General features: G+C 68.9%; 23 protein-coding genes. 9 read left to right on the top strand and 14 right to left on the bottom strand.

What is annotated here, in order from left to right; translation table 11 throughout:
- Positions 1–30 precede the first annotated feature (30 nt).
- The gene (locus tag I55_RS20145; RefSeq protein ID WP_049974323.1) at positions 31–1,068 is read left to right on the top strand and encodes an AraC family transcriptional regulator; all 1,038 of its coding nucleotides are present in this window, start codon (positions 31–33) and stop codon (positions 1,066–1,068) included.
- Positions 1,069–1,194: 126 nt separating this feature from the next.
- Here I55_RS20145 and I55_RS20150 read toward each other — a convergent pair whose 3' ends face one another.
- From I55_RS20150 to I55_RS33310, 10 genes are all read right to left on the bottom strand, one after another.
- Positions 1,195–3,738 carry an EAL domain-containing protein gene (locus I55_RS20150; protein WP_049974324.1) on the bottom strand — a complete coding sequence of 848 codons (2,544 nt, stop codon included), beginning with the start codon at positions 3,736–3,738 and terminating at the stop codon, positions 1,195–1,197.
- A 2-nt stretch (positions 3,739–3,740) separates the two neighbouring features.
- A complete protein-coding gene (gene cheB, locus I55_RS20155) occupies positions 3,741–4,802 on the bottom strand; it encodes a chemotaxis-specific protein-glutamate methyltransferase CheB (protein WP_044562373.1) in 1,062 nt (353 codons plus the stop codon).
- A 12-nt stretch (positions 4,803–4,814) separates the two neighbouring features.
- Complete coding sequence (locus tag I55_RS20160) at positions 4,815–7,046, bottom strand: hybrid sensor histidine kinase/response regulator (protein ID WP_044562374.1); 2,232 nt, start codon at positions 7,044–7,046, stop codon at positions 4,815–4,817.
- A gap of 11 nt (positions 7,047–7,057) precedes the next feature.
- Positions 7,058–8,674: a methyl-accepting chemotaxis protein gene (locus I55_RS20165; RefSeq protein ID WP_044562375.1), complete on the bottom strand. Its 1,617-nt coding sequence runs from the start codon at positions 8,672–8,674 to the stop codon at positions 7,058–7,060.
- A 72-nt stretch (positions 8,675–8,746) separates the two neighbouring features.
- A complete protein-coding gene (locus I55_RS20170) occupies positions 8,747–9,397 on the bottom strand; it encodes a chemotaxis protein CheW (RefSeq protein WP_049974326.1) in 651 nt (216 codons plus the stop codon).
- A gap of 3 nt (positions 9,398–9,400) precedes the next feature.
- Positions 9,401–10,894 carry a protein-glutamate O-methyltransferase CheR gene (locus tag I55_RS20175; protein WP_044562376.1) on the bottom strand — a complete coding sequence of 498 codons (1,494 nt, stop codon included), beginning with the start codon at positions 10,892–10,894 and terminating at the stop codon, positions 9,401–9,403.
- Positions 10,875–11,417, bottom strand: a complete 543-nt coding sequence (locus tag I55_RS20180; protein ID WP_044562377.1) for a chemotaxis protein CheW — start codon at positions 11,415–11,417, stop codon at positions 10,875–10,877. Before I55_RS20180 ends, I55_RS20175 begins: the two co-directional genes overlap by 20 nt.
- Complete coding sequence (locus I55_RS20185) at positions 11,414–13,456, bottom strand: response regulator (RefSeq protein WP_049974327.1); 2,043 nt, start codon at positions 13,454–13,456, stop codon at positions 11,414–11,416. The genes I55_RS20180 and I55_RS20185 overlap by 4 nt, the downstream gene beginning before the upstream one ends.
- Positions 13,453–14,346: a sensor histidine kinase gene (locus I55_RS33305; protein ID WP_049974328.1), complete on the bottom strand. Its 894-nt coding sequence runs from the start codon at positions 14,344–14,346 to the stop codon at positions 13,453–13,455. Before I55_RS33305 ends, I55_RS20185 begins: the two co-directional genes overlap by 4 nt.
- 94 nt (positions 14,347–14,440) lie before the next feature.
- Positions 14,441–15,247, bottom strand: coding sequence for a response regulator (locus I55_RS33310; RefSeq protein ID WP_049974329.1), 807 nt, complete (start codon positions 15,245–15,247; stop codon positions 14,441–14,443).
- A 408-nt stretch (positions 15,248–15,655) separates the two neighbouring features.
- Here I55_RS33310 and I55_RS20195 point away from each other — a divergent pair, with 408 nt between their 5' ends.
- Together I55_RS20195 and I55_RS20200 are read left to right on the top strand one after the other, a co-directional pair.
- Positions 15,656–17,719, top strand: a complete 2,064-nt coding sequence (locus I55_RS20195) for a M3 family metallopeptidase (protein WP_044562378.1) — start codon at positions 15,656–15,658, stop codon at positions 17,717–17,719.
- A gap of 413 nt (positions 17,720–18,132) precedes the next feature.
- Positions 18,133–18,801, top strand: a complete 669-nt coding sequence (locus I55_RS20200) for a hypothetical protein (RefSeq protein ID WP_148293859.1) — start codon at positions 18,133–18,135, stop codon at positions 18,799–18,801.
- Positions 18,802–18,941: 140 nt separating this feature from the next.
- Here the strand turns inward: I55_RS20200 and egtD are convergent, their stop codons facing one another.
- The 4 genes from egtD to I55_RS34930 all read right to left on the bottom strand — a co-directional run bounded on the left by egtD (position 18,942) and on the right by I55_RS34930 (position 22,283).
- Positions 18,942–19,913 carry an L-histidine N(alpha)-methyltransferase gene (gene egtD, locus I55_RS20205; RefSeq protein WP_044562379.1) on the bottom strand — a complete coding sequence of 324 codons (972 nt, stop codon included), beginning with the start codon at positions 19,911–19,913 and terminating at the stop codon, positions 18,942–18,944.
- Positions 19,910–21,205 (bottom strand): ergothioneine biosynthesis protein EgtB, encoded by a 1,296-nt coding sequence (gene egtB / locus I55_RS20210; RefSeq protein ID WP_252181230.1) that lies wholly within the window; start codon positions 21,203–21,205, stop codon positions 19,910–19,912. Before egtB ends, egtD begins: the two co-directional genes overlap by 4 nt.
- A gap of 214 nt (positions 21,206–21,419) precedes the next feature.
- The gene (locus tag I55_RS20215; protein ID WP_148293860.1) at positions 21,420–21,677 is read right to left on the bottom strand and encodes a hypothetical protein; all 258 of its coding nucleotides are present in this window, start codon (positions 21,675–21,677) and stop codon (positions 21,420–21,422) included.
- A 450-nt stretch (positions 21,678–22,127) separates the two neighbouring features.
- Positions 22,128–22,283 (bottom strand): DUF3309 family protein, encoded by a 156-nt coding sequence (locus I55_RS34930; RefSeq protein WP_044562381.1) that lies wholly within the window; start codon positions 22,281–22,283, stop codon positions 22,128–22,130.
- A 345-nt stretch (positions 22,284–22,628) separates the two neighbouring features.
- Here I55_RS34930 and I55_RS33315 point away from each other — a divergent pair, with 345 nt between their 5' ends.
- From I55_RS33315 to I55_RS20250, 6 genes are all read left to right on the top strand, one after another.
- A complete protein-coding gene (locus I55_RS33315) occupies positions 22,629–23,024 on the top strand; it encodes a hypothetical protein (RefSeq protein WP_049974331.1) in 396 nt (131 codons plus the stop codon).
- Between the two features lie 19 nt (positions 23,025–23,043).
- On the top strand, positions 23,044–23,232 hold the full coding sequence (locus I55_RS20230) for a DUF3008 family protein (RefSeq protein ID WP_044562382.1): 189 nt from the start codon (positions 23,044–23,046) through the stop codon (positions 23,230–23,232).
- A gap of 115 nt (positions 23,233–23,347) precedes the next feature.
- A complete protein-coding gene (locus tag I55_RS20235; protein WP_044562383.1) occupies positions 23,348–23,725 on the top strand; it encodes a hypothetical protein in 378 nt (125 codons plus the stop codon).
- Positions 23,726–23,801: 76 nt separating this feature from the next.
- On the top strand, positions 23,802–24,041 hold the full coding sequence (locus I55_RS20240) for a hypothetical protein (RefSeq protein WP_148293861.1): 240 nt from the start codon (positions 23,802–23,804) through the stop codon (positions 24,039–24,041).
- Positions 24,038–25,450: a TolC family protein gene (locus tag I55_RS20245; RefSeq protein WP_044562385.1), complete on the top strand. Its 1,413-nt coding sequence runs from the start codon at positions 24,038–24,040 to the stop codon at positions 25,448–25,450. The genes I55_RS20240 and I55_RS20245 overlap by 4 nt, the downstream gene beginning before the upstream one ends.
- Complete coding sequence (locus I55_RS20250; RefSeq protein WP_083901284.1) at positions 25,447–26,820, top strand: multicopper oxidase family protein; 1,374 nt, start codon at positions 25,447–25,449, stop codon at positions 26,818–26,820. The genes I55_RS20245 and I55_RS20250 overlap by 4 nt, the downstream gene beginning before the upstream one ends.
- Positions 26,821–26,880: the final 60 nt, after the last annotated feature.

Here is a 26,880-nt window from a genome sequence, read left to right on the forward strand (position 1 = left end):
TTTTTGTCAATCGCACCCGGAAAGCCGGCCGTGGAAAAAATCCTGCAGGATAAGACCAGCGTCTCCCCCTATTTCGTGACGGCGGCGCTGGACTGCGCCGTGGCCAAGGGGCTGGATCCGGCCCCCCTGCGGCGCAAGGCGGGCCTGGACGCTTTTCCCGATGGCGCCCGCGTGCCGGTGGCGGCCTATGGTGCCCTGCTGCGCGTGCTGGCCCAGGTCATGGATGACGAATTCTTCGGCCTGGACGCGCGGCGCATGAGGGTCGGCACCTTTTCCGTCATCTGCCTGCTGGCGCTGGGCGGCCGCGACCTGGGTCGCGCGCTGGACCTGGCCTGCCGCGGCTACAACAGCGTGTTCGACGGCATCCAGGTCGGCGTGCGGCGCCGGGGGCGCCTGGCCTGTCTGGACATCCGCACGGTGGTGCCCGGCCAACCCCTGGCGCCGTTCGCGCAGGAGACGCTGATGGCCTACCTGTACGGGCTGGCCTGTTGGCTGGTGCGCCGGCGCATCCCCCTGGAGGCCGCCGACTTCGCCCATGCCGCCCCGCCCTACGCCGAGGAATACCGCGTGCTCTATAGTTCCACCCTGCGCTTCGGCCAGGAGGCTGGACGCCTGTGGTTCGACGCGGCGTTGCTGGCCCTGCCGGTGGCGCAGGACGCCCGCACGGCCGTGGCCTTCCTGACCCGCGCGCCGGAGAATTTCCTGGTCCGCTACCGCAACCCCGACAGCTACGCCCGCCGGGTGGCGCAGTTGCTGGACCGGCAGCCGCCGACCGCCTGGCCGGACTTTGACACCATCGCCCGTACGCTCCATTGCTCCCCCGCCACCCTGCGCCGGGGCCTGCGGCAGGAGGGCCGCCCTTTCCAAGGCATCAAGGACGACCTGCGCCGCCGCGCGGCGGAGGCGGCGCTGACGCAAGGTACGGAGCCCATCCCCGACCTGGCCGCCCGCCTGGGCTTCGCCGAGCCCAGCGCCTTCCACCGCGCCTTCCGCAAATGGACGGGATCGGCCCCCGGCGCGTTCCGGGAGCAGCGGGGGCGTCAGCGTTCCGACGGAAACGGGGGATGATCCTCATCCAACAGGTTCACCGCCGCGCGCAAGACCCGCAACCGGGCGTGGCTGAAGCGTATCGACAGACCGCTGACGCCCGCCAAGTCGATGTCCAGGATGGCGGGCCGCCAGTAGGAATTCGAATTAACCCTTCGGCGAATTGGCCAGCATGACTTCGATATCCATGGCCGGCACCGGGCGGCTGATCAGATAGCCTTGCGCCTCGTCGCAGCGCAACAGGCGCAGCAGCTTGGCCTGTTCCGCCGTCTCCACCCCCTCCGCCACCACTTTCAGGCCCAGGCTGTGGGCCAGTTGGATGATGGTGGAGACGATGGTGGTGTCCTCGGAGCTGTTGTCGATGCTGGCGACGAAGGCCCGGTCGATCTTCAGCGCCGTCAAGGGCAGGCGGGCGATGTAGGCCAGCGAGGAATAGCCCGTGCCGAAATCGTCGATATAGACCCGCAGCCCCATCTTGCGCAGGGCGGCGATCTTGGGGATGCAGGCCTGGATGTCGCGCATCAGCACGCTTTCCGTGATCTCCACGTCCAGGCAGGCGCGCGCCGCCTCGTCCTGGTCCAGCCGCGCCGCCATGGATTCCACGAAATCCTCCCGCCCCAGTTGGGATGCCGAGACGTTGACGGCGATGCGCGGCGGGTTCAGGCCCTGCGCCCGCCAGCACTGGAAATCGGTCACCGCCTGGTTCATGACCCAGGCACCCATGTCGTGGATAAGGCCCAGTTCCTCAACCAGCGGGATGAAGTCGTTGGGACCGACCAGGCCGCTGCCAGGCTCGTTCCAGCGAATCAGCGCCTCCAACCCGGTGAGGCTGCCATCGCGCAGGTCGATCTTGGGCTGGTAGTGCAGGACGAACTGCCGGTTTTCCAGCGCCGTGCGCAGGTGGGTTTCCCGACGCAACGCCTGGGCCAGGCGCTTGTTCATGCCGGCGGCGTAGAACAGCAGGCGCTCCCGCGTGTCCTTGGCCTTCTTCAGCGCCAACTCGGCATGGGCGAACAGGGCTTCGCCGTCCGCCGCGTCGTCGGGGAACAGGGCGACCCCCACGCGGGCCGACAGGCGCAGTTGTTCCCCGCCCGCCGCGAACAGGGTGTCGAAACAGGGTAGGATACGCTCCCGCACCAGGTGCGCCACATCGGCCGCGCTTTTCACCTCGGGCACCATCAGGCCGAAGCAGTCGGCGCCGATGCGCCCCACGGTGTCGGCGTGGGCGGCGGCAGCGGCCAGGCGGCTGGCGGTTTCGCGTAGCACCTCATCCCCGATGTCCAGACCCAGGCTGTCATTGATGCCGCGGAAGCGTTCCAGATCCACCAGGATGACCGCCATCAGCCGGCGCTTGGACCGCGCCCGCGCCATCTGCTGGGCCAGGCGGTCGGCGAACAGGCGGCGGTTGGCCAGGCCGGTCAGACCGTCGTAAAAGGCCAGGTAATCCAGGCGCCGGGCCTTGTGCAAATGATCCAAGGCGAAGGAGATGTTGCCCGCCATCTCACGCAGCAGGGCCACCTCCTGGGCGTCGAAACGGTCGGTCTCCAACGCCGACAGGGCCATGACCCCCACTGGCGCCCGTTCCACCACCAGCGGCAGGGCCAGCGTGGTCAAGCCGTCCACCCCCTCAACCGCCGCCACCGGCACCATGTCGGCCAGAGCGGACGCGACGATGTGGTCCAGCGGCCGCGCCGCACCGCCCGGGACCAAATCGGCCGGCATCGCCGAAAGGACGTCCAGGGCGACCCCGTCGGCTGCCACCGGCACCACCCGTCCCTTCTCCAGCATTCCGATCCAGGCCTGGCGGAACTGGCCCTGGCCGGTGGCGATGCGGCAGGCATTGACGAACAGCTGCTGCTGGTCACGCACCCGGACGATCAGGCCATTGATACCACTCGACACGGCGTGGGCGCGGGCCAGGCGGGCGATGCGCTCTTCCAGGCGCATACGCTCCGTCACGTCGCGGGCGATGCCCACCAGGCCGGTGCCCACCCCCTGCTCGTCCTTCACCGGGGCCACGGTGGCGGACACCCAGCGCTCCCCCAGGCGGCCCACCACATCCACCAGCGGCCGCCCGGTCTCCAGCACCCGGCGCTCCTGCGCCTCAAGCATTTCCGCCCTGTCGGCCTCCAGGAAATCCCCGACCCTTCGGCCCAGGGCGACAGTCGGGTCATTGATGCCCAGTTCACGTGCGGCGCTGGCGTTGACGCGCAGGAAGCGGTGCCCACGGTCCTTGAAGAAGATGGCCTCGGGCACGCTGTCCATCAGGTGGTGCAGCAGGCGCTGCTCCTCCAGCAAGGCGCGGTGCAGCTCGCAATGCGCCACCGCCTTGTTCACCACCTGGCGCAACTCACGGGGATTCCAGGGTTTGGTGACATAGCCGAAGATGTGGCCCTTGTTCACGGCCGCCACCACGGCGTCCAGGTCGGCGTAGCCGGTGAACAGGATGCGCGGCGCATCGGACAGGCGGCTGGCGATGCCCAGGAACTCATGCCCGTTCAGGCCGGGCATGCGCTGGTCGGAAATGATGGCCGACAGATCGGCCTCACGCTCCAGCACCTTCAGCGCCGCCTTCGGCGAGGTCTGGAGCAGGACGCGGAAATCATCCTCGAACAGGTCTTCCATCGCCGCCAAGACCTGGGGCTCGTCATCGACCACAAGGATGGTTTTCGCGTCCTTGCCCTGGGGCATCGCTATTTGTCCTCAGCCTTTCGCGCCAGCGTGACCAGCCGGGCCGCGATCTCATCCGGCTTCAGCACGGCGGTGGCGCCGCTGAGCGCGATGGCGGCACCAGGCATGCCATGGACGATGCTGCTATCCTTGTCCTGGGCGAAGGTGACCGCCCCCGCGTCACGCAGCTCCCGCAGTTCCACGGCACCATCCACCCCCATGCCGGACAGGAGGATGCCCACCGCGCGGGCGCCATAGACCTTGGTGACCGACCGGAAGAAATGCGACACCGCCGGGCGGGCGCTGTTTTCAGGCGGGCCGTGGTCCAGCTGGATGGTCCCATCCATGGCCAGTCCCATGTGGGCGTTGTCCGGCGCGAGATAGAAGTGGCCGGGCCGCGGCACGTCGCCCGCCTTGGCGACATGCACCGGCAGGGCCGAGCCACCCGCCAGCCAGTCGGCGAAGCCGCCGACGAAACCGGGGGAGATGTGCTGTACCGCCAGCAGCGGGATGGGGAAGTTGGCCGGCAGTCCCGCCAGGATGGCCTGCAAGGCCACCGGCCCCCCGGTGGAGGCGCCGATGGCGATGACGGCCGGCCGGCTACCCCCCGGCAGGCTGGCATCCGGCATGGGGCGGGTCACCGCCTCCGCCCGGGGCAGCTTGGACGGATTGGCCCAACGGCGGACCACCTTGACCTCGGCCATCAGGCGCACGGTCTGGGCCAGTTCCGCCGCCTCGATCGCCTGACGGGGATGGCCGATCCCCACGGGCCGGTGGACGAAAGCCACGGCGCCGGCGTCCAGCGCGCGGAAGGTGGCGGCCACGTGATCGCTCATGGTGCTGCTGACCACCACGATGGGGCACGGGGTCTCTTCCATGATGCGGCGGGTAGCGGCCAGGCCCCCCAGGCGCGGCATATGGATGTCCATGGTCACCACGTCGGGGCGGTGGCGCGCCACCGCCTCCACCGCCTGCAGCCCGTCGACGGCGATGGCCACCACCTCGATGTCGGGCTCCGCCGACAGGATGGACACCAAGTATTCCCGCAGCGTGGGTGAGTCTTCCGCGACGACAACCCGGATCATTAGACGTTTCCCTCAGACCAAATGACTGACGATTTGCAAGAGATTGCCCTGGTCGAAACTGTCCTTGACCAGGTAGGCGTTGGCACCGACATCCACTCCCCGTTCCTTATCCTCCCGCGATCCCAGCGAGGTGATCAGCACCACCGGCAGCTCCGCCAGCTTGGGATTGCCCCGCACCTTGGTGGTCAGCTCAAACCCGCCCATACGCGGCATCTCCACATCCGACACCAGCAGGTCGAACACCTCGCCCCCCGTCAGGGCGGTCCAGGCGTCGACGCCATCGACGGCGGTGCGCACCTGGTAGCCCGCCGCTTCGAGCAGGTTTTTGAACAAGGTGCGTGCGGTGATGCTGTCCTCCGCGATCAATATGGACTTCTTGCGCGAAACGGCCACCATCGTCCGGATGGACATGGGGGCCTGTGCCGCCCCGGCCAAGAGGTCGGGGATGTTCAGGATCAACGCCACCTCTCCGGTTGCCAGGACGCTGGCGCCGGTGACGTAGGGCGCGCGCGCCAGCTGGGGCCCCAGGCCCTTCATCAGCACTTCCTGCTCATCGCGCACGCGGTCGACGATGAAGGCGACGGCCTGGCCGCCCCGGCTCAGCACCGCCACCGTATAATGGCTGGGCGGCGCCTGGTTGGGCCGCGCGAGCGCCAGGCCCAGCACGTCGGACAGGCGCACCAACCCCAGGGTGCGGCCATCCAGCACGATGGTCTCGCGGTTCTCCACCGTGGCGATGGCGCCGGCGGCCACCCGCGCCACACGCTCCACCCCGCTGGTCGGCAGGATGAAGCAGGCGCCCTCCACCTCCACCAGCACGCCCCGGAAGCTGGCCAGCGTCACCGGCACCCGGATGCGGAAGACGGTGCCCAGGCCCACGGTGGATTCCACCGCCAGCGTGCCGCCCAGCCGCTCCACCTTCTCCTGGACGATGGGCAGGCCCAGGCCACGGCCGGACACATCGGTCAGCAGGCCGCTGGTCGACAGGCCGGACCGGAACGCCAGGGCGCGGGCGGCATCATCGTCAAGGGCGGCCGCAGCTTCGGCCGACAACAGGCCCTGCTCCGCCGCGGCGGAGCGCAAGCCCGCCACGTCGAAGCCGCCACCGTCGTCGGCGATGGCGATCTCCGCCCGCCCGGCCTCCGTCTGGGCCACGGTGATGGCCAGGGTGCCGCGCGCCGGCTTGCCCCGCGCCTCGCGCGCGTCCGGCGTTTCGATGCCGTGGGCGATGGCATTGCGCACCAGGTGCAGCAGCGCGTCCTTCATCTCCTCCTGGATGCGGCGGTCGATCTCCAGGTCCCCCCCCCGGATGACCAGCTCCACATCCTTGCCCTCGGCCCTGGCCAGGTCCCGGACCAGCGGGGCCATGGGGTCCAGCAGGGCCGAGACGGGCACCATCAGCACCTGCTTGGCCTCATCCAGCAGGCTGTCCAGCATCTTGCCCAGGATGCGCAGATCCTGGCGGCCGGCGTTGGCCAGCTGGGCGACGCGGCCGGACAGCCAGCGCAGGGTGTCGCCCTGCTGTTTCAGCAGGCGGGCGGCCGGGCTGTCGTCCACCTCATCCAGCCGGCGCCGGGCGCGCTCGTGCGACCGCACGCGCTCCGCCGCCTCCGACGCCAGGCCGCCCAGGTCGGACACCTGGCGGCCGGCGGCCAGGCGGGCGGACACCAGCTCCTCCGCATGGCGCAGCAGGGTGTCCACCTTGGACGTGGCGATGCGCAGGGTGGGCCGGCTGCCCACGCGGAGGGCCTCCGGCGCCGGGGCGTCGGCTAGGACCTCTTCCACCACGGGTTCGGCTGGCATGGGGGCGGCGGGCCTGGATGGGGCGGGCGTCGCCGGCGGCTCCCGGCCGTCGGCATAGGCGTCCAGCGCCGCCACCAGCGCGTCCTGGTCGGGACCGGCCACCAGGCTGCCATCCAACAGGCCGCGCACACGGGCATAGCCCTGGTGCAGCATGTCCATGCCGGCCGGCGTCAGGGCCAACCGCCCAGCCTTCAGCGCCGCGAAGACGCTTTCCATGGCATGGCACACGGCCACCACCGCGCCCAGGTTCACCGCCCGGGCGGCACCCTTCAGGGTGTGCACTTCGCGGAAGGTTGTCTCCACCAGCTCCTGCGCGCGGTCGCGCGGCGGCGACTGCTCCAGGGCCAGAAGTCCGGCGGCGATGGCGGAGAGGTGCTCCTCCGCCTCCACCTCGAACATGGCCAGCAGCCTTTTCAGCAGCTGATCGTCCGACTGGCTCATGCCACCCGTCCTCAGGCCTGGTACTGGCCGGTGACGGTCTTCAGTTTGTGCCCCAGCTCGTTCAGGTTCTGGGCGGCGGTCTCCGCCTGCTTGGTGGCGTTCATGTTCTGCATGCTGGCCTGCTTGATGTTCTCCATGGCCAGCGCCACCTGGTCGATGCCCACCTGCTGCTGCTGGTTGGACGCGGCGATCTGGGTGGCGGCCTGGGTGGCCACGGCGATGCTCTGGGCCAGGCGGTCGATGGCCTCGCCCGCCGCCACCGACTGCTTCACGCCCGCGTCCACCGCCTTGCTGCCCTGTTCGGCGGCCAGAACGGCCGTGGCCGTGGCCTTCTGGATGTCGCCCAGGATGGAGCGCACCTGGGTGGTGGCCTGCTTGGACTGTTCCGCCAGGCTGCGCACCTCCTGCGCCACCACGACGAAGCCCTTGCCCTGCTCGCCGGCGCGCGCCGCCTCGATGGCGGCGTTGACGGCCAGCAGGTTGGACTGTTCGGCCAGGTCGTTCACCGTGGCCACGATCTCGCCGATGGCCTGGCTCTGCTCGCTCAGCTGCATCACCGCCTCGGCGATGGCGCCGATCTGTTCGCGCACCTTGGTGATGCCCTCGATGGACTGTTCCACCGCCTGCTTGCCATTCTGGGAAATCTGGGCCGTGTTCTGCGCCGTCTGCGAGACGTAGAGCGCCTTCTCGCTGGACACTTGGGAGGTTTTCTTCACCTCCTCCATCGTGGCGCTGGTCTGGGCCAGGGCGGTGGCCGTTTCCGCCGCGCTGGCCGCCACCTGGGCGGTGATGGTGACGATCTGGCTGGACGCGGTGCCCAGGACGTTGGTGCCCTCCCGCAGGTCGCGCATCAGCTGGCGCAGGTTGCCGGCCATGGCGTGGAAGGTACGGCCCAGAATGCCGACCTCGTCCGCGCGGTCACTGGCCTCCATGGTGGCGGCCATCGTCAGGTCGCCGGAACCGATGCGTTCCGCCGTCGTGGTGATGGCGCGCAGGGGGGTGGCGATGTTGCGGCCCAGGAACATGCCGGCGATCAGGACGAAGACCCCGGCCGCCACCGCCCCGCCAAAGATGACCAACACCGTGTTTTCCGCGCTGGCCGCCGCCGCCGCCTCCCGCGCGCGCAACAGTTCCGCCTCGCCCGCCTGCATCGTGCCGACGATGCGGCGGATGTCGTCCATGGATTGCTTGCCCCGATCGGTCAACACGACGGCGCGCGCCTGGTCGAACCCTTGGGTGCGGCGCACGTCTATGGTTTCCTTCAGCTCCGCCGCCTTGTCCTTGAGGGGCACCCGCAACCGCTCGATGTTCTGCTGCTGCACCGGGTTGTCCAGGGTCAGCGTCGAGACCGTCTGCAGCGCCTGCTCCATGGTGTTCAAGCCCTGGCGGTAGGGCTCCAGGTACCGGTCCTCACCGGTGATGAGATAGCCCCGCTGCCCTGTTTCCATGTCCTGCATGGCCGTCAGCAGGGTCAGAAGCTTCGCCTGGACCTCATAGGAATGGGAGCGCAGCGTGGTGGTTTCCGTCAGCTGGCGGATGTTGCCGTACGAGGTGGCAGCCACCACCAGGAGAATGAACAGGACACTGCACAAGCAGATCCAGATTTTCATTCCGACAGAGTACTTCATGGACCGGCTCCCGGGGGGCTGTGCGTGTGGACGGTGATTTTGGAACGGGAAAGGGGGACAGGGACGGGTCGTTCAGCCCGGTCGGGCGGAGGGTCGTCCTTCGACGATAAGATCGGGGTCGGCCAGCAGGCGCTGGGCGTTCAGCAGACCCAGGTGGGGCGGCACGATGCCGGTGAGGTAGTGACGCTGGCGTCCGGTGACGACGGTGGGGGGCGCCTGCACCTTGGCGCGGGGCAGCCGCGTGACCCCGATGATGGCGGTGACCAGCAGACCCAGGGCGCCGCCGGCATGGCCGGGCGACTGCGCCCGCCCCAGCACGACGACCCGCTTCTGATCGGCGAGGCTGACACCGCCCAGGTCCAGCAGGCGCCCCAGGTCGACCAGGGGCAGCACCTGGCCGCGGACGGTGGTGACGCCGGCGATGAAGGGCGGCGTCTTTGGCACCGGCGTCAGGCCGTTCAGCGCCAGCACCTCCGCCACCGCGGCGGTCTCGAAGCCATAGCGCTCATCGCCCACGGTGAATTCCATCAGTTCCAGCAGGTCGCCGTCGTCGTCCAGCGCCGGCGGCTTGGCCAGTTCCAGGCCGCGTCGGTGCAGGATGCGGCGCGTCGTCTCCTCATCCGGCGTCCAGCCACGCTCCAGCGCGTCCGCCCAGCGCGCCAGGCGGCGGTGGATGCTGGCCCAGTCGATCTCCCGCGCGGCGGCGGCTTGGTCCACGGCCATGCCTTAGAACTCCCCCCCAAGGCCCTGGCCCAGCGCCGCGTGGGCGTGGGCGGCCACGTCCAGCAGGCGGCCCACGGTCATGCCTTCCAGATCCGGCAGGATTTCATCCGGCCGGTGCCCCTCGAGCAGCCCCATGACGTTGCGGTAGTGCTTGCGGGCATCCCGCGTGCGCCCTTCGCTGCGCGCCAGGTTGGCCATGGCCAGGTGCGTGGCGATGGACCGCGGCGCCAGGAACAGGGCGCGCTGCAGGGACGTGGCGGCGGCGGCGGTGTCCCCCCGTTCCTGCTGGATCATGGCCAGCAGGTGGTGGGCCTCGGCGCTGACGCGGTTGTGGTCCAGCACACCCTGGCACCAGTGCGCGGCCTCCGCCAGGCGGCCCTGGTTGGCGTAGCTGCGCGCCAGCAGCAGCATGGCGGCCTCGTCCCCCGGGGCATGCGCCAGGCGCGCCTCCAGCTGGTCCACCGCCTGGCCGTACCGTCCCTGATCATAGAGGGAGCGGCAGTGATCGAGGGTGGGAGGCAGCGGCTTGGGCGGCTTCGCGGCGGCCACGGGCGGTGGTTGCGCGGCTGACGGCTCGGGCGGGATCGGCAGTGACAGGATGGGGAAGTGCTGGGTTACCGGTGCGATGGGGGTCGCGTACAGCGGCACGGGCAGCTTGCGGTAGACGGTGGCGCCCTCGAACGGCACGAAGGTCAGGGGCGCGAACATGGGCGGGGCGCCGTCGACCGAGCTGGGCAGCAGGTAGCCGTTGTCCACCAGCGATCGCGCCAAGCGCCGCACCACGCGGTTGGCCTGCTCCCCATTGAAGTACATCAGCACGTTGCGGCAGAGAATCACGTCCATGGCGTTGGTGTTGCTCTCCAGCGCCGGGTAGGGATCATCCACCAGGTTGTGATAGGCGAAGGTGACCATGCGGGCGATGTCGGGACTGATGCGGAAGCGCCCGCCCGGCAGGGTGGTGAAATACCGCGCCCGCAGGGCGGGATCCACGCCGCGGAAGGACCATTCGCCGTAGATGCCCTCGGCGGCGCGGCGCAGGAAGCGGGGATTCACGTCCGTGGCCAACAGGGTGATGGTCCAATCCGCGCGGTCCGGCAGCAGCGTGTCCAGCAGCATGGCCAGGCTGTACGCCTCCTCCCCCGTGCAGCACGCGGCACTCCACACCCTCAGCGCGCGGGTGCCCATGGCCCGCCGCTCGGCGATCAAATCGGGGAGAATTTTACGGCCCAGGGCCTCGAAGCTTTTCGGCTCGCGGAAAAAATAGGTCTCCCCGACCGTCAGCTGGCCGGCCAGGGCCTCCAGCTGGGCGCGGTCGGGGCCAGCGGCCAGCCAATGCTGCACAGCCGCCAGCGTGCTGGGATAGCCCAATTCCACCGCCGCCCGTTCCAGGCCGCGCTCCATGTCGGTCCAGCGGTCGGCCGGGAAGTACAGCCCGATGCTGGCGCTGAGCCGATCCGACATGGCCGCCAGCAGGGCGTCAGGCAGGGTGCGGTTCATCCGGCCCTCCTTCCCCGTCCCGACTTTTCGCCACCAGCGCCTCGGCCAGTTGGTCCTCTTCCGCCGCCGACAGGAAACGATCCAGGTCGTGGATCAGCAACAGTCCATCCGACAGGCGGACCACACCCGCGATGGCGTCGTCCACCCCCGGCACCACGCCCTGGGCCGACACCCAATCGACCGGCGCGCCGGCCACCGTGCCCACCACGCTATCCACCAGCAGCACCACGGTGCGGCGCAGGCCGCGCGCCACGATCATATGGTCGCTCAGCGACAGGGGTCGGCTGTCCAGGCCGAAGCGGCGGCGCACGTCCATCACCGGCACCACCTGGCCTTGCAGGTTGATGACCCCACGCACCAGGCCTGGCGCCCCGGGCAGCGGCGTCACCGCCACGGCCCGCACCGCCCGTTCCACCATGGCTAGAGGCAGGCCGTAGGCCTGCGCCTCCAGGTCGAAGCGCAGCAGGAAGGCGTTGGCGCCGTCCGCGGCGACGGGGCTGGGGGCCAGGCCGCGATCGGTCATTCCTTCACCCCGGCCGACAAGCCCACCGTGGCGGCGGCGTGCAATAGTTTCTCCAGATCCACCGGCTTGCTGAGGAAAATATCCAGACCCACGGCGCGGCAGCGTTCCCGCTCCTCCGCCGTCACACCGGCGGTCAGCACCACCAGGGGCGGCACCGGCCGGTCGGGCGTGCGGGACAGCGCGCGGATGCGGGTGGTGGCCTCCAGCCCGCCCATCACCGGCATGTGCATGTCCATGAACACCAGGTCATAGGTGCCCTTGTCCACCGCCTCCACCGCCGCGGCGCCATTGTCCACGATCTCAACCTGATGGCCGACGCCGCGCAGGATGGTGGACACCAGGATCTGGGTGGACCGGTCATCCTCCACCAGCAGGATGTGCCGGCCTTTGGGCCGTTCCACCGCGGGAGGCGGACCCGGTGGGACATCCATCACCGGCGTCACGTCCGGCGCCGGCTCGGCCAGCGGCAGTTCGAACCAGAAACGACTGCCCTTGCCGGCCTCGCTCTCCACGCCAATCCGGCCGTCCATGAGCTCCACCAAACGCCGGCATATGGCCAGGCCCAGGCCCGTGCCGCCGAAGCGGCGGGCCGTGGTCTCATCCACCTGGCTGAACTCCTCGAACAGGCCGGACACGCGTTCCGGCGGGATGCCGATGCCGCTGTCGGTGACCGCCACCCGCAGGCGCGCGGGGCCGCCATCGGGGTGGACGTCCACCGTCAGGCTGACGCCACCGGTGGCGGTGAACTTCACGGCATTGGTCAGCAGGTTGAGCACCACCTGGCGCAGCCGGGTGGGATCGCCCAGGATTTTGCCCGGCAGGGCGCTGGACACGGCCGAGGTGAAGGCCAGGCCCTTGCCGGTGGCGGATGGCCGCACCAGGGCGATGCAATCGTCGATCAGGGTGCGGAAATCCATCGGCAGGATCTCCAGCGACAGGCGCCCGGCCTCGATCTTCGATAGATCCAGGATATCGTCCAGCAGGCCCAGCAGGGTGCGCCCGGCCTCCGCCTGCAGGGTCAGCAGGCGATGCCATTCCCCAGGGCTGACGCCACCGCGCAGCAGCAGCTCTGAAAAGCCGATGACGCCGGTCAGGGGCGTGCGCAGCTCATGCGCCACGGTGGCGAGATAGCGGGACTTGGCCTCGTTGGCCAGGTCGGCCGCCTTACGCGCGGCCAGCAGGTCGCGCGCCGTGGCCGCCAGGTCCTCCGTCCGTTCCGCCACCCGGCGTTCCAGCGTGGCGTGCGCCTCGCTGAGGGCCCGTTCCGCCTCCTTGGCCTCGGTGATGTCGCGGGCGATGGTGACCAGGCCTTCGATCGCCCCATCGGCGTCCTTGAAGGTGGAGCGCACCACCGAATACCAGCGCCGTCCCGCCGGCCCGTCCCCCATGACCGACGCGTCGTGGGCCACGTCCGTGATGGTGACGCCGGCGGCCAGCGCCGCGCGGTCCGCCACCTCTTGCCCCGCCGCTCCGTTGGCGCCGACCTCCGCGTCCGTACGGCCGATCAGGTCGGCCGGGTCGGCCACGCCCAACGCCTCGGCATGGGCCCAGTTGCTGCGCAGGTAGCGCAGGTTCCGATCCTTGAAGGCGATGGGATCCGGCACGCTGTCCATCAGGTGGGACAGTAGCCGCCGCTCCTCCGCCAGCGCCCGTCGGACGGCGCAATGTTCGGCCGCCTCACGAATCAGGCGTCGCAACTTTTCCGGCGTCCAGGGCTTGGGCAGGTAGCCGAAGATCTGCCCGGCGTTGACCGCGGCGCCCAGCGCGTCGATGTCGGTGTAGCCGGTGATCAGCACGCGGGTGGCATCCGACAGCTCACGCGCCCAGCGCAGGAATTCATGGCCCGCCAGTTCCGGCATGCGCTGGTCGGAAATGATGACCAGGGGCGATATCTCGTCCCCTTCCAGCATGGCGCGCGCCTTGAGCGGCGACGTGCTGGTCAGGACGTTGAACTCGTCCTCCAGCGCGTCGGCCACGGCCGTCAGCACCTCCGGTTCGTCGTCGACCACCATGACGGTGGGCAGCTCCTGAGCGATCATCGAGCGCTCCCCGACACCGCAGGTCCAGACACCGGTGGTGAGGCCTGGGGGTGTGCGTCCTGAGCGGGGACCGGCACCGTGGCGGCCCCGCCCGAGGCCCCATCCATGGGTATCTCGATCACCACTTCCGTCCCCTGCCCCTCTTCACTATGGAATTCCAACCGCCCCTGGTGGCGCTGAATGATGCTATAGGAAATCGAAAGCCCAAGGCCAGTGCCTGAACCCACCGGCTTGGTGGTGAAGAATGGTTCGCAGATGCGGTCGCGGATGGCGGCGGGAATGCCGTGCCCGGTATCGCGCACGGAAAGGCGGAACATGGTGCCGTTCCGCCCGGTTTCCAGTGTGAGGACACCGGCGCCTTCGATGGCGTCGATGGCGTTGCCCACCACATTCATCAGCACCTGGTTCAAGGGCCCCGGCTGACAGGTGATGCGCTTGGGCCCGTCATACTTCCGCACCACCGTGATTCCGCCGGACAGCTTGTGCTGCAGCAGGGTCAGGACCGATTCCAGGCTGTCCTCGATCTCCACCTCCTTCACCTCCGCCTCGTCCAGGCGGGAGAAGGTGCGCAGCTTCACCACCAGGTTCTCCACCCGGTCGACGCCCATGCGGATGGCCTCCAGGCGCTGGCGCATCTTGTCCAGGTCGCGGGCGCCCTTTTCCGACAGGCGCCCCTCCATCTCCGGCGCCACATTCTCCAGGCAGCGGGCGACGGTGCCCAGGTGGTTGCCGACGAAGGCCAGCGGGTTGTTCAATTCATGGGCGATGCCGGCCACCAGGGCGCCGAGGGACGCCATCTTGGCCGCCTGCACCAGCTGTGACTGGGTTCCCTGCAGCTCGCGGTAGGCTTCCGCCAGCTCGGCGTGGGACCGCTCCAGCGCCTCCGTCATGGCCGCGCGTTCCTGGGCGATGCGGCGTTCGTCGCGCGTCCGCTCCAGCTCCAGCTCCTTGTCACGGAATTCGCCGCTGATACGCAGATTCTCCTCATGCAGGAACTTGCGGCGCAGCAGGGCGCGGATGCGCGCCTTTCAGGATTTCGCTTTCGCTGGCCTTGCCCACGAAGTCGTCCGCCCCGGCCTCCAGTCCGCGCATCATGTCCTCCTTGTTGTCGCGGGAGGTCAGGATGATGATCTGGAACAGGCGGTCATGCTGACGGCGGATCAGGTCCAGGCGCTGGCAAAGCTCCGTCCCGCTCATCTCCGGCATGACCAGGTCAACGACGACGCAATCGAACTTTTCCTCGGCGATGCGGTCCAGGGCCTCGCGCCCGCTGGACACGCCCACCACCTCGTGCCCGTCGTCCTGCAACTGGGCGGTGATGAAAAGCAGGTAGGTGGGGCTGTCGTCCACCACCAGCAGGCGGCTTTGGCGGAAGGTGCCCGGCGCCTGGCTGCCAAGGGCCGGCACCGTGGTCTTGCGGAGCAAGGCGCCCACCCGGCTCATCAGGATGTCCGGGTCGGCCGACTTCGGCACATAGGCGTCGGCGCCACTGTCGATGCCCTGGCGCTCGCGATCGGCGGCATTGCTGTCGGTCAGCATCAGCACCGACAGGCCGCGCGTGCGCATGTCCATGCGGACGCGGCGCACGAATTCGTCACCGTTCATGCGCGGCAGATGGAAATCCACCATCGCCAGGTCCGGCACCTCGCGCCCCAGGTGTTCCAGCGCGCTTTCGGCGTCCCCGCAAACAGTGACCGACCAGCCCTGGCGTTCCAGCCTCATCTGCAACTGAAGGGCCTGGGTCGGAGAATCCTCCACCACCAGGATACGGTGCGCGGGACCCTCGGTCATGGGGCGTCCTGGCCCGAGAAGGCTCCGGCGATACCTTGCTGATCCATCACTTCCGCCTCCAGGCCGGGAACGGCCCTAAAGGCGGCCGTCTCCATATTCGTCCTACCGGGTTATGTTTGATGGAGAAAGTGCCGGTTTCCTGGACCGTTTTCCACTACCGCTTGTCGTTTGGCGCTGGCCGCACGGTGGCCCCTGGTCGTTCCCCTGTCGACTGACGCGTCATGGGTACCCCATGTGGGAGAGGCGGTAGGGCGACGGCCCGGGCGACGGGTCGTGGTCGAAAGCCATAACGGGGACCGGAAAGCCGGCGCCCCTTCCCTCTCATAATTGCACCATGCCCCTCCCATATGGGACGGTGGTATCGATGATACCGACCCGGCCCGCCTTGAACGAGGATTTGAGTCCCCCATGACCGCCGCGCCCGCTGATACACCCATTGCCACCGACAACCCGCTGCTGAATGAGGCCGGCCTGCCCGCTTTCGACGCCGTGAAGCCCGAGCATGTGGCGCCGGCGCTGGAGGCCGCCATCGCCCGGCACGACGCCGTGGTCCAGGCCATCGTCAAGGGCGCCGACCGCAGCTTCGCCGGCGTCTGCCAGGCCATGGAGCTGGCGGAGGCGGAGCTGTCGGATCTGTGGGCCACGGTCAGCCACCTGCACAGCGTGGCGGACACGCCGGAACTGCGCGCCGCCCATGGCGCGGCGCTTGAACGGCTTATCGGCTATTCCTCCGCCGTCGCGCAGAACCCCGACCTTTACGCCGCCTATGCCGCTGTGGACCTGGGGGCGCTGGGCCCGACGGAACGGCGGCTGGTGGAACTCAGCCTGCGCAACTTCAAGCTGGGCGGCGTGGCGCTGCCGCCGGCGGAGCGGGAGCGGTTCGCCGCCCTGCAGGTGGAACTGGGGCGGCTGCAGACCGCCTACAGCAGCGCCGTGCTGGACGCCACCGAGGCCTGGATCGAACACATCCAGGATGAGGGCCTGCTGGCCGGGGTGCCCGAGGCTGACAAGGCCCTGCTGGCCAGCCTGGCGGCGGCACGCGGGCTGGAGGGATGGGTGGTCACCCTGCACCAGCCTTCGGTGCGCGCCATCCTGACCTATGCCGACAACCGCGACCTGCGGGCCCGGGTTTACCGCGCCTATGGCACGCGGGCGTCAGACCAGGGCCCACTCGATCAGAAAAACGGGCCTGAAACCCTGGATAACAGCGAACGCATGGGCGCCATCCTGGCCCTGCGGCGCGAGGCGGCGACGCTGCTGGGCTTCAAGGACCCGGTGGACCTGTCGCTAGCCACGAAGATGGCGCGCTCAGGGGCCGAGGTGGTGGACTTCCTGCGCGAGCTGGCGCGCCGCGCCCGCCAGCCGGCGGAGGCCGACAAGGCGCAGCTGGAGGCCTTCGCCCGCGACACCCTGGGCCTGGAAGCGCTGGAGCCCTGGGACAACGGCTATGTGGCGGAGAAGCTGCGCCAGGCGCTGCACAACGTCGACGACCAGAAGATCAAGGCCTACTTCCCCCTGCCCCGCGTGCTGGACGGCCTGCTGGCCCTGCTGCGCGACGTCTTCGGCATCACCCTGACGGAGGAGGAAGACACCCGCGTCTGGCACAAGGACGTGCGCTACTACACCCTGTCGCGCGACGGCGTACCCTTCGCCGGGCTGTACATGGACCTGTTCGCCCGCACCGGCAAGAAGGGCGGCGCCTGGATGGCGGTGTGCCGCGCCCGGCTAAAGCACGCGAACGGGACGCAGTTGCCCGTCGCCTACCTCAACTGCAACTTCGCTCCGCCGGCGGGGGGCAAGCCCAGCCTGCTGAGCCATGGCGACGTGCTGACCCTGCTGCATGAGATGGGGCATTGCCTGCACCATGTGCTGAGCGAGGTCGACTACCCCTCCATCAGCGGCGTCACCGGTTTCGAGTGGGACGCGGTGGAGCTGCCCAGCCAGTTGCTGGAGAACTTCGCCTGGGACCGGCAGGTCCTGCGCTCTATGTCCGGCCATGTCGACACGGGCGAGCCCCTGCCCGACAGCCTGTTCGACGCCATGCTGGGGGCCCAGCGCTTCCAGGCGGCGCTGGCCCTGCTGCGCCAGGTGGAGTTCGCCCTGTTCGACCTGCGGATGCACCTGGACCCCGGCATCACCGACGCCGCCGGCATCCAAGCCCTGCTGAACCGGGTGCGGGCGGAGGTGGCGGTGCTGACCCCGCCGGACTGGCACCGCTTCGCCCACGCCTTCACCCATATCTTCGCCGGCGGGTACGCCGCCGGTTACTACAGCTACCTCTGGGCGGAGCGGCTGTCGCTGGACGGCTTCGGCAAGTTCCTGGAGGGCGACAGGGCGGCGGCAGGCGACGCCTTCCGCGCCCAGGTGCTGGCCGTGGGCTCCTCCCGCCCCGCGCTGGACAGCTACATCGCCTTCCGCGGCCGCGAGCCGGAGAACGATGCTTTGTTAAAGCGCTATGGGCTGGCGGCATAGTTTGGGGGATGGCCGCCCCGCGCGTGTCCATGCGTCCTCTTGGAGTCTTTGCGACGAGTTGACGAAAGCCGTAAAGACTCTGACGGCGGACATGCCCGGTTGTGCCAGGGCGAAAGGGGCCAGCCGCCGCGCTCGTCATCTTGGCCGACGGTTCGCGGCCCAAGGTATACGACGCGGCAGCGGCCCTTAGAGCGGGATGCGATCACGCGTGATCGCATCCCGCTCGTAACCTGTTCATGATAGAGCGGATTTACACGATCAGGTGATTCCACCTGATCGCGTTCCGCTCTAGGGTTGGACGCCCATCATTTCGCATGGCCTGGCGATTTGCCGCCTGGCTTAGGTTGATCGGCCGTTTAGTCGCCATTAGGCAAACAGCAAACTTGGCGACAATGCAGCGACACTTGATGGTCTTGGGCGACAGCCACGTCCGATATTTTCGCAAGGCCCGGGAGAATGGCTACTTTCACGGCCGCATCGTGTCCGTCTGCGAGGTGCGCGGGGCCACGGCCGTCGGCATGCGCAATCCCAAATCAAAGAGCGACGCCCTGCGCACATTCCGCCGCGTGATCGCCCCGTTGCCCCGCGATTCCATCCTGTTGATCCACTTGGGTGAGGTCGACTGCGGCTATCTCATCTGGTGTCGGGCGCAGGAATACGGCGAAACCATTGAACAACAGATGACGGCCTCGTTAGCCGCCTACGACGATTTCGTCGGTGAGCTTCAGTCCCTCGGCTTCACCCGCATCATTCTCAGCGGGGCCACTTTGCCGGCCATCGCCGACAACCACGCTTGGGGCGAGGTCGCTATGGAGAGACGGCAGGTCCATGCCTCCCTCCGGGAACGGACGGACCTGACCTTGCGTTACAATGAGGCCTTGCGGGACATGGCAACCCGGAGAGGCTTGCGATATGCCGACATCACAGCCGACCTTCTGGATCCGGAAACCGGCGTCCTGCGCCCCGATTATCGACACCGTGATCTGAATGATCACCACTTGGACAATGATCGCGCCGCCTTGTGCTGGAATTTGACCCTGGCGCCCCTGCTGATAGCCTATGACCTGGAGGCGGCCGACTGAGCGGCGGGCGGGAAAAAGGTGGCCGGAAAGACCGCCTGCATGCTCCTCCGCGCCCAGCCGGGGGCTCTCGTCCACGGATGGAGGACACCACGGCATCGAGCCGCGCCGCGGGGACGACCTTTCTCCAGTACGGTGGACGCCTATAGCGGCGCCAGCAGCCAGTGCAGGCTGAACAGGCCGTCTGGGTCCACCCACACCTGCGCCGGTTCGAACCCGGCGGCGCGGGCCATGTTCTGGAAGGTGGCGGGAGCCAGCTTGTAGGAATCCTCGATGTGGATGCGTTCGCCGGCGCGGAAGTGGAAGAAGCGGCCGGCCACGGCGGCGCGCTGTTCCCGCTGGCTGATCAGGAAGATTTCGATCTTCGACTGATCCACATTGAAGTAGGCATAGTGGCGGAAGCCGGACAGGTCGAAGGTGCCGCCCAGTTCGCGGTTGATGCGCGCCAGCAGGTTCAGGGAGAAGGCGGCGGTGACGCCGGCGCTGTCGTTGTAGGCGGCCTCCACCAGGCCAATGTCCTTGGGGATATCCACGCCGACCAGCATGGCGCCCCCGGGCAGCATCTTGGCGCAGCGTGCCAGGAAGGCGGTGGCCGCCACCGGCGTCAGGTTGCCGATGGTGGAACCGGGGAAGAATCCCACCCGGCGCTGGCCGATGGCGGGTAGGGACAGCGCCTGCTGGGTGTAGTCACCGCAGACGGCCAGAACCTCCACCTGCGGCCTGTCCATCGCCATGGCCGCCGCCTCGCGAATGAGCTGTTCACGCGAGATGTCGATGGCGACGTAGGAAGCGGGGTGCTCCAGCGCGTCCAGCAGCAGACGGCTTTTGCGGCCATCGCCCGTGCCGAACTCCACCACCTGGGCTTCAGGTCCCGCAAGCGCCGCGATCTCCGGCCCCAGGCGCCGCAGCATCGCCAGTTCCGTCCGCGTCGGATAGTATTCCGGCAGGTCGCAGATGCGTTCGAACAGCCCGGCGCCGGTGGCGTCGTACAGGTATTTGCAGGGAATGCGGCGGATGGGATGGGACAGGCCGGCCAGCACGTCCTCGCGGAAGCTGGCTGCCGCCGGTTCATAATCCATGAAGCTCACACGGTCGAACACGTCCGTCACGGTCATGGCGTCCTCGCAAGTCGAAGGCCGGAAAACTGCCAGCGGGTGGCCGGCGGGAAAAAATTGCGGTAGGTCTTGCGCACATGGCCGGCCGGCGTGGCACGCGATCCCCCGCGCAACACCATCTGGCCGCTCATGAACTTGCCGTTGTATTCGCCGATGGCGCCATCCGGCGGCCGATAGCCGGGGTATCCGGTGTAGGCGCTGGCGGTCCATTCCCAGACGTCGCCGTAGAAACCGGCGGTCACGCGGGCGTGGAAACTGCCGTCATCAAGCGCGCGTTCCACCGGCGGCTCCCCGGCCGCGATCTCCCACTCCGCCTCCGTCGGCAGGCGGGCGCCGGGCCAGCGCGCCTCCGCCCAGCGGGCGTAGGCATCGGCTTCATACTGGCTGATGTGGCAGACGGGTTCGTTGGGATCCACGGGGCGGCAGCCGGATAGGGTCTTCACCTGCCACGCGCCCTCCTCCCCCCGTTGCCAGTAGAGCGGCGCCTGCCAGTCCTGGGCCCGCACCACGGCCCAGCCATCGGACAGCCAAAGCTCCGCCCGGCGATAGCCGCCGTCGGCCATGAATTCGAGATAATCGGCGTTGGTGACGGCCCGGTCCGCGATCTCGAACGCCTCCAGCCACACTTTGTGGCGGGGGGTCTCATTGTCGAAGATGAAGTCCTCCTTGCCTGTCGCGCCGACGGCGTAGAGGCCGGCCGGCACCGCCCGCCACGTGATCTGCCCCGCCGGTTCCGCCGGCGCCGGGGCCGGGAAAATGGCGGGCGGAAAGGGGTGCAGCATCAGGGCGTGCTTGATGTCGGTGATGATCAGTTCCTGGTGCTGCTGCTCATGCTGCAGCCCAAGTTCCAGCAACGCCGCCGTATGGGCATCCAGGGCGCCCCCGTCCAGCCAAGCCTCCATGGCGCGATCGACGTGGGCGCGGTAGGCCATGACCTCCGCCACCGTTGGGCGCGACAGCAGGCCACGCGCGGCGCGCGGCCACCGTTCCCCCACCCCCTCGTAATAAGAATTGAAGAGGTAACGGAAGTGCGGATCGAAGGGGGTGTAACCGGGCGCCAGGCCCGACAACAGGAAGGTCTCGAAAAACCAAGTGGTATGGGCCAGATGCCATTTGGTGGGGCTGGCGTCCGGCATGGACTGCAGCGTCTGGTCCTCCGCCGTCAGACCTTGGACACGGGCCAGCGTTTCCGCCCGGACGAAGCGATACCGCGCCCGGGCATCGACCGGCCGGTGGCGCAAAGGATGTGCTGGCTGCGGCACGTCGGCGCAGGCCGGAACGGCGGAAGGCACGGAAGATATCCCCCAAGTGATGTACCAGCGACGTAAAAAGCCCCGAAATGGGGGTGACATCTGTCCTGCCACCGCGCATCGTCCCTGTCTTGCACGGAGCACGCGCAAACACCCCAAGTACCGCAACGGTCTCTTTAAGATAGGGCGGTCGCTGCCGGGGACAATGAGGGGCGGCCCAGGTTACGCCCGGCACCACCCCTCACCCTGCCGAAACTTAACGGCTGCACAAGCGGGCCAGGACGAAGCCCGCGGCGCCGGCGAGGGCGATCGCCGTCAGCGGACGGGTTGCCACCTTGGTGCTGACCTCCTGCACCGCCCAGTCGCCCTTGGCCTTGGCCAAGTCGGCGGCGGCGTAAGCACCTTCCCGCAGGGCGTCATAGGCGCTGCGGCCGGCCTGGCTGGCGGCGGCGGCGGTATCCGCCGCGATGTCGGAGGCCTTGGCGGTGACGTCGTCGATACTCATGCTAGCCATGGAATTGCTCTCCTTTTTGCCTCCGGCTTTATTGCTTCCGGAGCGTGGGGATAATGTTGGCAAACCCGTGACGGGGCCGATTTGTTCCAAAACAGGCGCCCCGGAAACGGCGGTCGGCTGGCGCCTAGCCAACCTTGGCGGGCCCACCGGCGCGCTCCAACGCGCCCAGGGCCGACAGGGCATCGCAGACCGCCTTCATCTGCGCCGCCGTCTGGCCGGGAACGCCCCCGGTCATGCTTTCCTCCGACGCCACCATCAGCAGCTGCAGGTCATGTTCCCAATGGCGCAGCAGATGGATCTTCTGGGGTCGCGCGTATATTGGTCCGAACAGACGATGTCCTGTGGGCGCTCAAAATGGCTGGAGACGTCGCCCAGAAGGCGATCGATATCCTGGCTTGTCATCTCGTTCTCCATCGTCAGGCCGGAAGGGTCACCAACGGCGCCGACGCGTCAGGCGCGGCCTGTCAGCACCAGGACCAGCACCACGATCAGCACCAGACCCAGGATGCCACTCGGGCCATACCCCCAGCCGCTGCTGTAGGGCCAGCTGGGCAACGCGCCGACCAGCATCAAAATCAAAATAACCAGCAGGATTGTTCCGATCATGATGTCCTCCCATACCGGATCGCAGGTTGTTGGCTCGTCTTTCAACCGGCCCCCCAGTCATTTGTTCCACCTTAGGCCATCCGGCGTTTGATCCCATTAAGGCGAGTGCCGGCTAAGACTTTGGCCAAGGTGTCATCCGCCGGAAGACGGTCGGCTCATCGGATCGGAACAAAGGGGCCGGGCATTGCTTTTATGGGCTGATACGGAAGCCCGGACCGTCCATCAACCATGCATCACCGGGCTCACCGCCCCCGTCCCCCCAGCCCCGCCCGTCCCCTGGCAGGAACCGCGTTGGGGGCCGCCTCGGGGGCATGGCCTCGGGGGCATGGATGAAGGGAAGACGTCATGCAGCTGTTGTTCTGCATCGGCCTAGGCACGGTCTTGGGCCTGGTCTGCGGCAGGATGGTCAATGGCCGACCGGGATTCTTCACGGTGGAGGCGCTGCTGGGCGCCATCGGCGCCGTGATGGGCGCCTTCTTTTTCGGGGGCCTCGGCGTGCCTGCCAGCGCCCCGGTCTTTCTGCACACGGTGCTGTACGCCGTCTTCGGCGCCGTGGCCGCCATGGCCACGCTCTATGGCATCCTGGTCGCCGTCTATTGGGGCAGTGGCCTGCTGCGTGACCATGAGGCCCGCACCCTGGACGGGGGCTTGAACGGGGCCTTGGACGGGGCGGACGCCCCGTCCGCCCCCACACCCGCCAGCGCCCCGGGCCGGCATATGGAAACCACCATCGGTATCTGACCCAGGAGAGGAGGGACCCATGCCCGCGAAATCGAAATCTCAGCAAAAGGCGGCCGGCGCGGCGCTCGCCGCCAAGCGTGGCGACATCAAGAAGAGCGAGCTGAAAGGCGCCTCCCGCTCCATGGAGAAATCCATGAGCGAGAAGGAGCTGCACGACATGGCCGCGACCAAGCGCAAGGGCAAGCCGGAGCACGCGTCGGCGCGTTGAACCGGCCGCCGCCACCATCAAGGGGCCGGGCATCGCCTGGCCCCTTTTCATTCCAGGTCCTTTTGTCCCACCGCCAGCCCTTGCCGCCGCCGCGTCACGCGGTATAGTCGGGGGCATGGTTCGGCTGCCCCTTCTTCCCCTGCTGGCGTTCCTGACCCTCATGACCGTGGTCATGGGGTTTTCCGTGCCTGCGCGGGCGCATGACTGCGAGCGCACCGTGGTGACCGCCGCCACGGGTGCGCATTCCGACCACCATGGCGCCCCCATCCTGGCCTCGGCCACCGCCGATTGCCATGAGGCAGCGGATTGCTGCTGTGTCGGGGGCATGGCGGGATGCGCCACTTCCTGCGCCGGCGCCCTGATGCCGGTCATCTTCCCGGCGGCCGCCTTGACGTCATCCACGATGGTCCTGTTGCCGGCGGGCGATGCCGCCGGCGCCGGCCTGGCCCTGGCCCCCGCCTTGGGTCCGCCCAGACCGGGCCGCGACGCCTGACGACGCTCCGGTGGTCCTGACGGCCACCGGCGCAGCGTCCCTTCGCGACCGGACTTTCATCGTTTCGAGCTTTCCCATGCCCAGATTCCTTGCGCGTGCCGCCTTGTTGGCGGTCGTGGCCGGGTGCGCGCCGCTCGCGCCACCCGCCTTCCCCCCTGGCGCCGCCGACCCCGCCGCCCCGGCGACAGCCTGGCTGCGCCCCACCGTCCTGCCCGAAGCCGCGATCGACGCGCCGCCAGAGGCCACCCCAACCGAAGTCCATGGGGTCACCATGCCCGGCATGGACCACAGCCATCACGGGCGGGGGACGCCATGACGATCATCCCCTTGCCGTCCGCACGGGTCTTCATGCCGCTGCTGGCGGCCGCCCTGCTGGCCGGCTGCGCCACCGTCCCGCCCGAAGCGGGCTTCCCCGACGTGCAGCGGCACCTGGCGGGCCGGGTGGCCCAGCACGTGGCCTGGAACCGTGACAGCGCCGCCGACGCCCAGGCGGCCCAGGCGGTGACGGACCTGCTGGCCCGGCCGCTGACGGCCGACGGCGCCGTCCAGGTGGCCCTGCTGAACAATCCGGCTCTGCAGGCGACCTATGAGGATCTGGGCGTGGCCCAGGCCGACCTGGTGCAGGCGGGCCTGCTGCGCAACCCCGTCCTGTCGCTGATCAGCGCCTTTCCCACCAGGGGCCAGGAGCCGCCCAAGCTGGACTTCAGCGTGGTCGCCAATTTTCTGGACCTGCTGTGGCTGCCCGCCCGCCAGAAGGTGGCGACGGACCGCTTCGCCCAGGTGAAGCTGGACGTCAGCGCCGAGGTGGTGGACCTGGCGGCCGAGACCCGCGCCGCCTACCTGCGCCACCAGGCGGCGGCGCAGACGGCCAAGGCCCTGGCGGAGATGACCGCCCTGGCCCAGGCGTCCTACGACCTGGTGGCCCGGCTGGCGCAGGCGGGCAACGTCAACGAACGGCGCCTGGCGACAGAGCAGGCGGCCCTGGAGGAAGCCCGCATCGAGCAGGCGGAGGCCGAGGGCGAGGCCGTGGCGACACGGGAGACCCTGACCCGCCTGATGGGCGTATGGGGCGCCCAGGCCGCCTGGACCGTGGCCGACACCCTGCCCCCGGTGCCGCCGGATGAGCCCGACCTGGCGACGGTGGAGACAGCCGTCATCCAGGGCAACCTGAAGCTGGCGGCGGCCCGCCAGGCGGTGGCGGCGAAGGCCGCCAGCCTGGGCCTGACCGACGCCAGCCGCCTGTGGTCCGACATCAGCATCGGCGTGGCCGGGGAGAGGGAGACCGACCGGTCCTGGCTGCTGGGCCCGTCGCTGGACCTGGCCCTGCCGCTGTTCGACCAGGGCCAGCCGGCGGTGGCCAAGGCGACGGCGGAGTATCGGCAGGAAGCGCGGCGGGCGCAGCAGCTGGCCGTCGACCTGCGCAGCCAGGCGCGGGAGGCGCGCGACCGCCTGGTCCGCGCCCACGACCTGGCCCGGCACTACCGCGAGACGGTCATCCCCCTGCAGCAACGCATCGTGCGGCTGGGCATGGCCGAATACAACTTCATGCTGACCAGCCCGTTCGAGGTGCTGACCGCCCGCCAGGCGGAAAGCGCCGCCTACCGCCGCTACATCGCCGCGGTGCGCGACTACTGGCTGGCGGCGGGCGACCTCATGCGCCTGTCCGGCGGCACCCCCCTCTCCCCCACCCAGCCCACAACCACCCAGCCGGGAGGCCCGTCATGACCAATTCCCCCTGGGGACGCCGCCAATTGCTGAAGTCCGCCGCCCTGCTGGGCGGGGCCGGCGCCTTGCTCACCGGCCGGCCGGCCGCGGCGCAGGATCACGCGCACCACACCACGCCCGCCCCGACACCCGCCGCCACCCCGCGTAAGCTGCCGGCGGCGAAGAAGGTGGTGGCGGGCGGCGTCACGCCGCCGCGCCCGCCCCGCCTGGTGCCCGGCACCGACCGGCCGGCCACCATCACCCTGCACGGGGACGCACTGCATGGGGGCAGCCTGCCCTTCGTCCTGAAGGACGGCGTCAAGGAATTCCACCTGACGGCCCATGAGTTCGAGCAGGAGTTCGCGCCCGGCTTCAAGGTCAAGGTCTGGGGCTACAACGGCAGCAGCCCCGGCCCCACCATCGAGGCGGTGGAGGGCGACCGGGTGCGCATCCTGGTGACCAACAAGCTGCCGGAGGCGACCAGCATCCACTGGCATGGCGTGCTGTTGCCCTCCGGCATGGATGGGGTCAGCGGCCTGTCCGCCCCCCCCATCCCGCCGGGGGAGACCTGGGCGTACGAGTTCACGCTGCGCCAGCACGGGACTCAGATGTACCACCCGCATTTCGATGAGATGGTGCAGATGGCGGTGGGCATGATGGGCATGTTCGTCATCCACCCCAAGGACGCCGACATGGGCCGGGTGGACCGCGACTATACCATGATGCTGCACGCCTGGGCCATCCACCCCGGCACCTCCCGCCCGGACCCGGCGGTGATGCTGGAGCATGACACCTGGACCATCAACGGCCGCGTCTTCCCGGCGGTGGAGCACATGGTGGTGAAGACGGGCCAACGGGTGCGCCTGCGCATCGGCAACGTTTCCATGCATGAACACCCCATGCACATCCACGGCCACCACATGTGGGTGACCGGCACCGATGGCGGCATGCTGCCGGAAAGCGCCCGCTGGCCGGAAACCACCATCCAGGTGCCGGTCGGCACCACCCGCACGGTGGAGTTCGTGGCCGACAACCCGGGCGACTGGGCCTTCCACTGCCACAAGTCGCACCACGCCATGAACACCATGGGCCACGACATTCCCAACTTCCTGGGGGTCGACCAGAAAGGCGTGGCCCAGCGCCTGGCGGAACAGCTGCCCGGCTACATGCCCATGGGATCGACGGGCATGGGCGACATGGGTGGGATGGCCGGCATGATGCCCGGCCCGCGCAACACCCCGCCCATGATGAGCGGCACCGGTCCCTACGGCGCGCTGGACATGGGCGGCATGGTGACGGTGATCAAGGTGCGCGACACCCTGGCCGACGACTACCGCGACCCCGGCTGGTACCAGGCGCCCAAGGGCACCCTGGCCTGGCGGGTGTCATGACGGGCGGGGCGTTCAAAAACCGGCCAATCGCGCACGGATAGTTGATGCCCCGCCTTTGCG

It is taken from the genome of Azospirillum sp. B4, assembly GCF_000333275.1.
Taxonomy (GTDB): domain Bacteria; phylum Pseudomonadota; class Alphaproteobacteria; order Azospirillales; family Azospirillaceae; genus Nitrospirillum.

Excerpts from the sequence above, each read along its gene's own strand:
- I55_RS20150 (WP_049974324.1), bottom strand. The coding sequence starts at position 3,738 with ATGCCCCAGGGCAAGGACGCGAAAACCATCCTTGTGGTCGATGACGAG.
- cheB (WP_044562373.1), bottom strand. The coding sequence starts at position 4,802 with ATGATCCGGGTTGTCGTCGCGGAAGACTCACCCACGCTGCGGGAATAC.
- I55_RS20160 (WP_044562374.1), bottom strand. The coding sequence starts at position 7,046 with ATGAGCCAGTCGGACGATCAGCTGCTGAAAAGGCTGCTGGCCATGTTC.
- I55_RS20165 (WP_044562375.1), bottom strand. The coding sequence starts at position 8,674 with ATGAAGTACTCTGTCGGAATGAAAATCTGGATCTGCTTGTGCAGTGTC.
- I55_RS20170 (WP_049974326.1), bottom strand. The coding sequence starts at position 9,397 with ATGGCCGTGGACCAAGCCGCCGCCGCGCGGGAGATCGACTGGGCCAGC.
- I55_RS20175 (WP_044562376.1), bottom strand. The coding sequence starts at position 10,894 with ATGAACCGCACCCTGCCTGACGCCCTGCTGGCGGCCATGTCGGATCGG.
- I55_RS20180 (WP_044562377.1), bottom strand. The coding sequence starts at position 11,417 with ATGACCGATCGCGGCCTGGCCCCCAGCCCCGTCGCCGCGGACGGCGCC.
- I55_RS20185 (WP_049974327.1), bottom strand. The coding sequence starts at position 13,456 with ATGATCGCTCAGGAGCTGCCCACCGTCATGGTGGTCGACGACGAACCG.
- I55_RS33305 (WP_049974328.1), bottom strand. The coding sequence starts at position 14,346 with ATGACGGAGGCGCTGGAGCGGTCCCACGCCGAGCTGGCGGAAGCCTAC.
- I55_RS33310 (WP_049974329.1), bottom strand. The coding sequence starts at position 15,247 with ATGACCGAGGGTCCCGCGCACCGTATCCTGGTGGTGGAGGATTCTCCG.
- I55_RS20195 (WP_044562378.1), top strand. The coding sequence starts at position 15,656 with ATGACCGCCGCGCCCGCTGATACACCCATTGCCACCGACAACCCGCTG.
- egtD (WP_044562379.1), bottom strand. The coding sequence starts at position 19,913 with ATGACCGTGACGGACGTGTTCGACCGTGTGAGCTTCATGGATTATGAA.
- I55_RS20215 (WP_148293860.1), bottom strand. The coding sequence starts at position 21,677 with ATGGCTAGCATGAGTATCGACGACGTCACCGCCAAGGCCTCCGACATC.
- I55_RS34930 (WP_044562381.1), bottom strand. The coding sequence starts at position 22,283 with ATGATCGGAACAATCCTGCTGGTTATTTTGATTTTGATGCTGGTCGGC.
- I55_RS33315 (WP_049974331.1), top strand. The coding sequence starts at position 22,629 with ATGCAGCTGTTGTTCTGCATCGGCCTAGGCACGGTCTTGGGCCTGGTC.
- I55_RS20230 (WP_044562382.1), top strand. The coding sequence starts at position 23,044 with ATGCCCGCGAAATCGAAATCTCAGCAAAAGGCGGCCGGCGCGGCGCTC.
- I55_RS20235 (WP_044562383.1), top strand. The coding sequence starts at position 23,348 with ATGGTTCGGCTGCCCCTTCTTCCCCTGCTGGCGTTCCTGACCCTCATG.
- I55_RS20240 (WP_148293861.1), top strand. The coding sequence starts at position 23,802 with ATGCCCAGATTCCTTGCGCGTGCCGCCTTGTTGGCGGTCGTGGCCGGG.
- I55_RS20245 (WP_044562385.1), top strand. The coding sequence starts at position 24,038 with ATGACGATCATCCCCTTGCCGTCCGCACGGGTCTTCATGCCGCTGCTG.
- I55_RS20250 (WP_083901284.1), top strand. The coding sequence starts at position 25,447 with ATGACCAATTCCCCCTGGGGACGCCGCCAATTGCTGAAGTCCGCCGCC.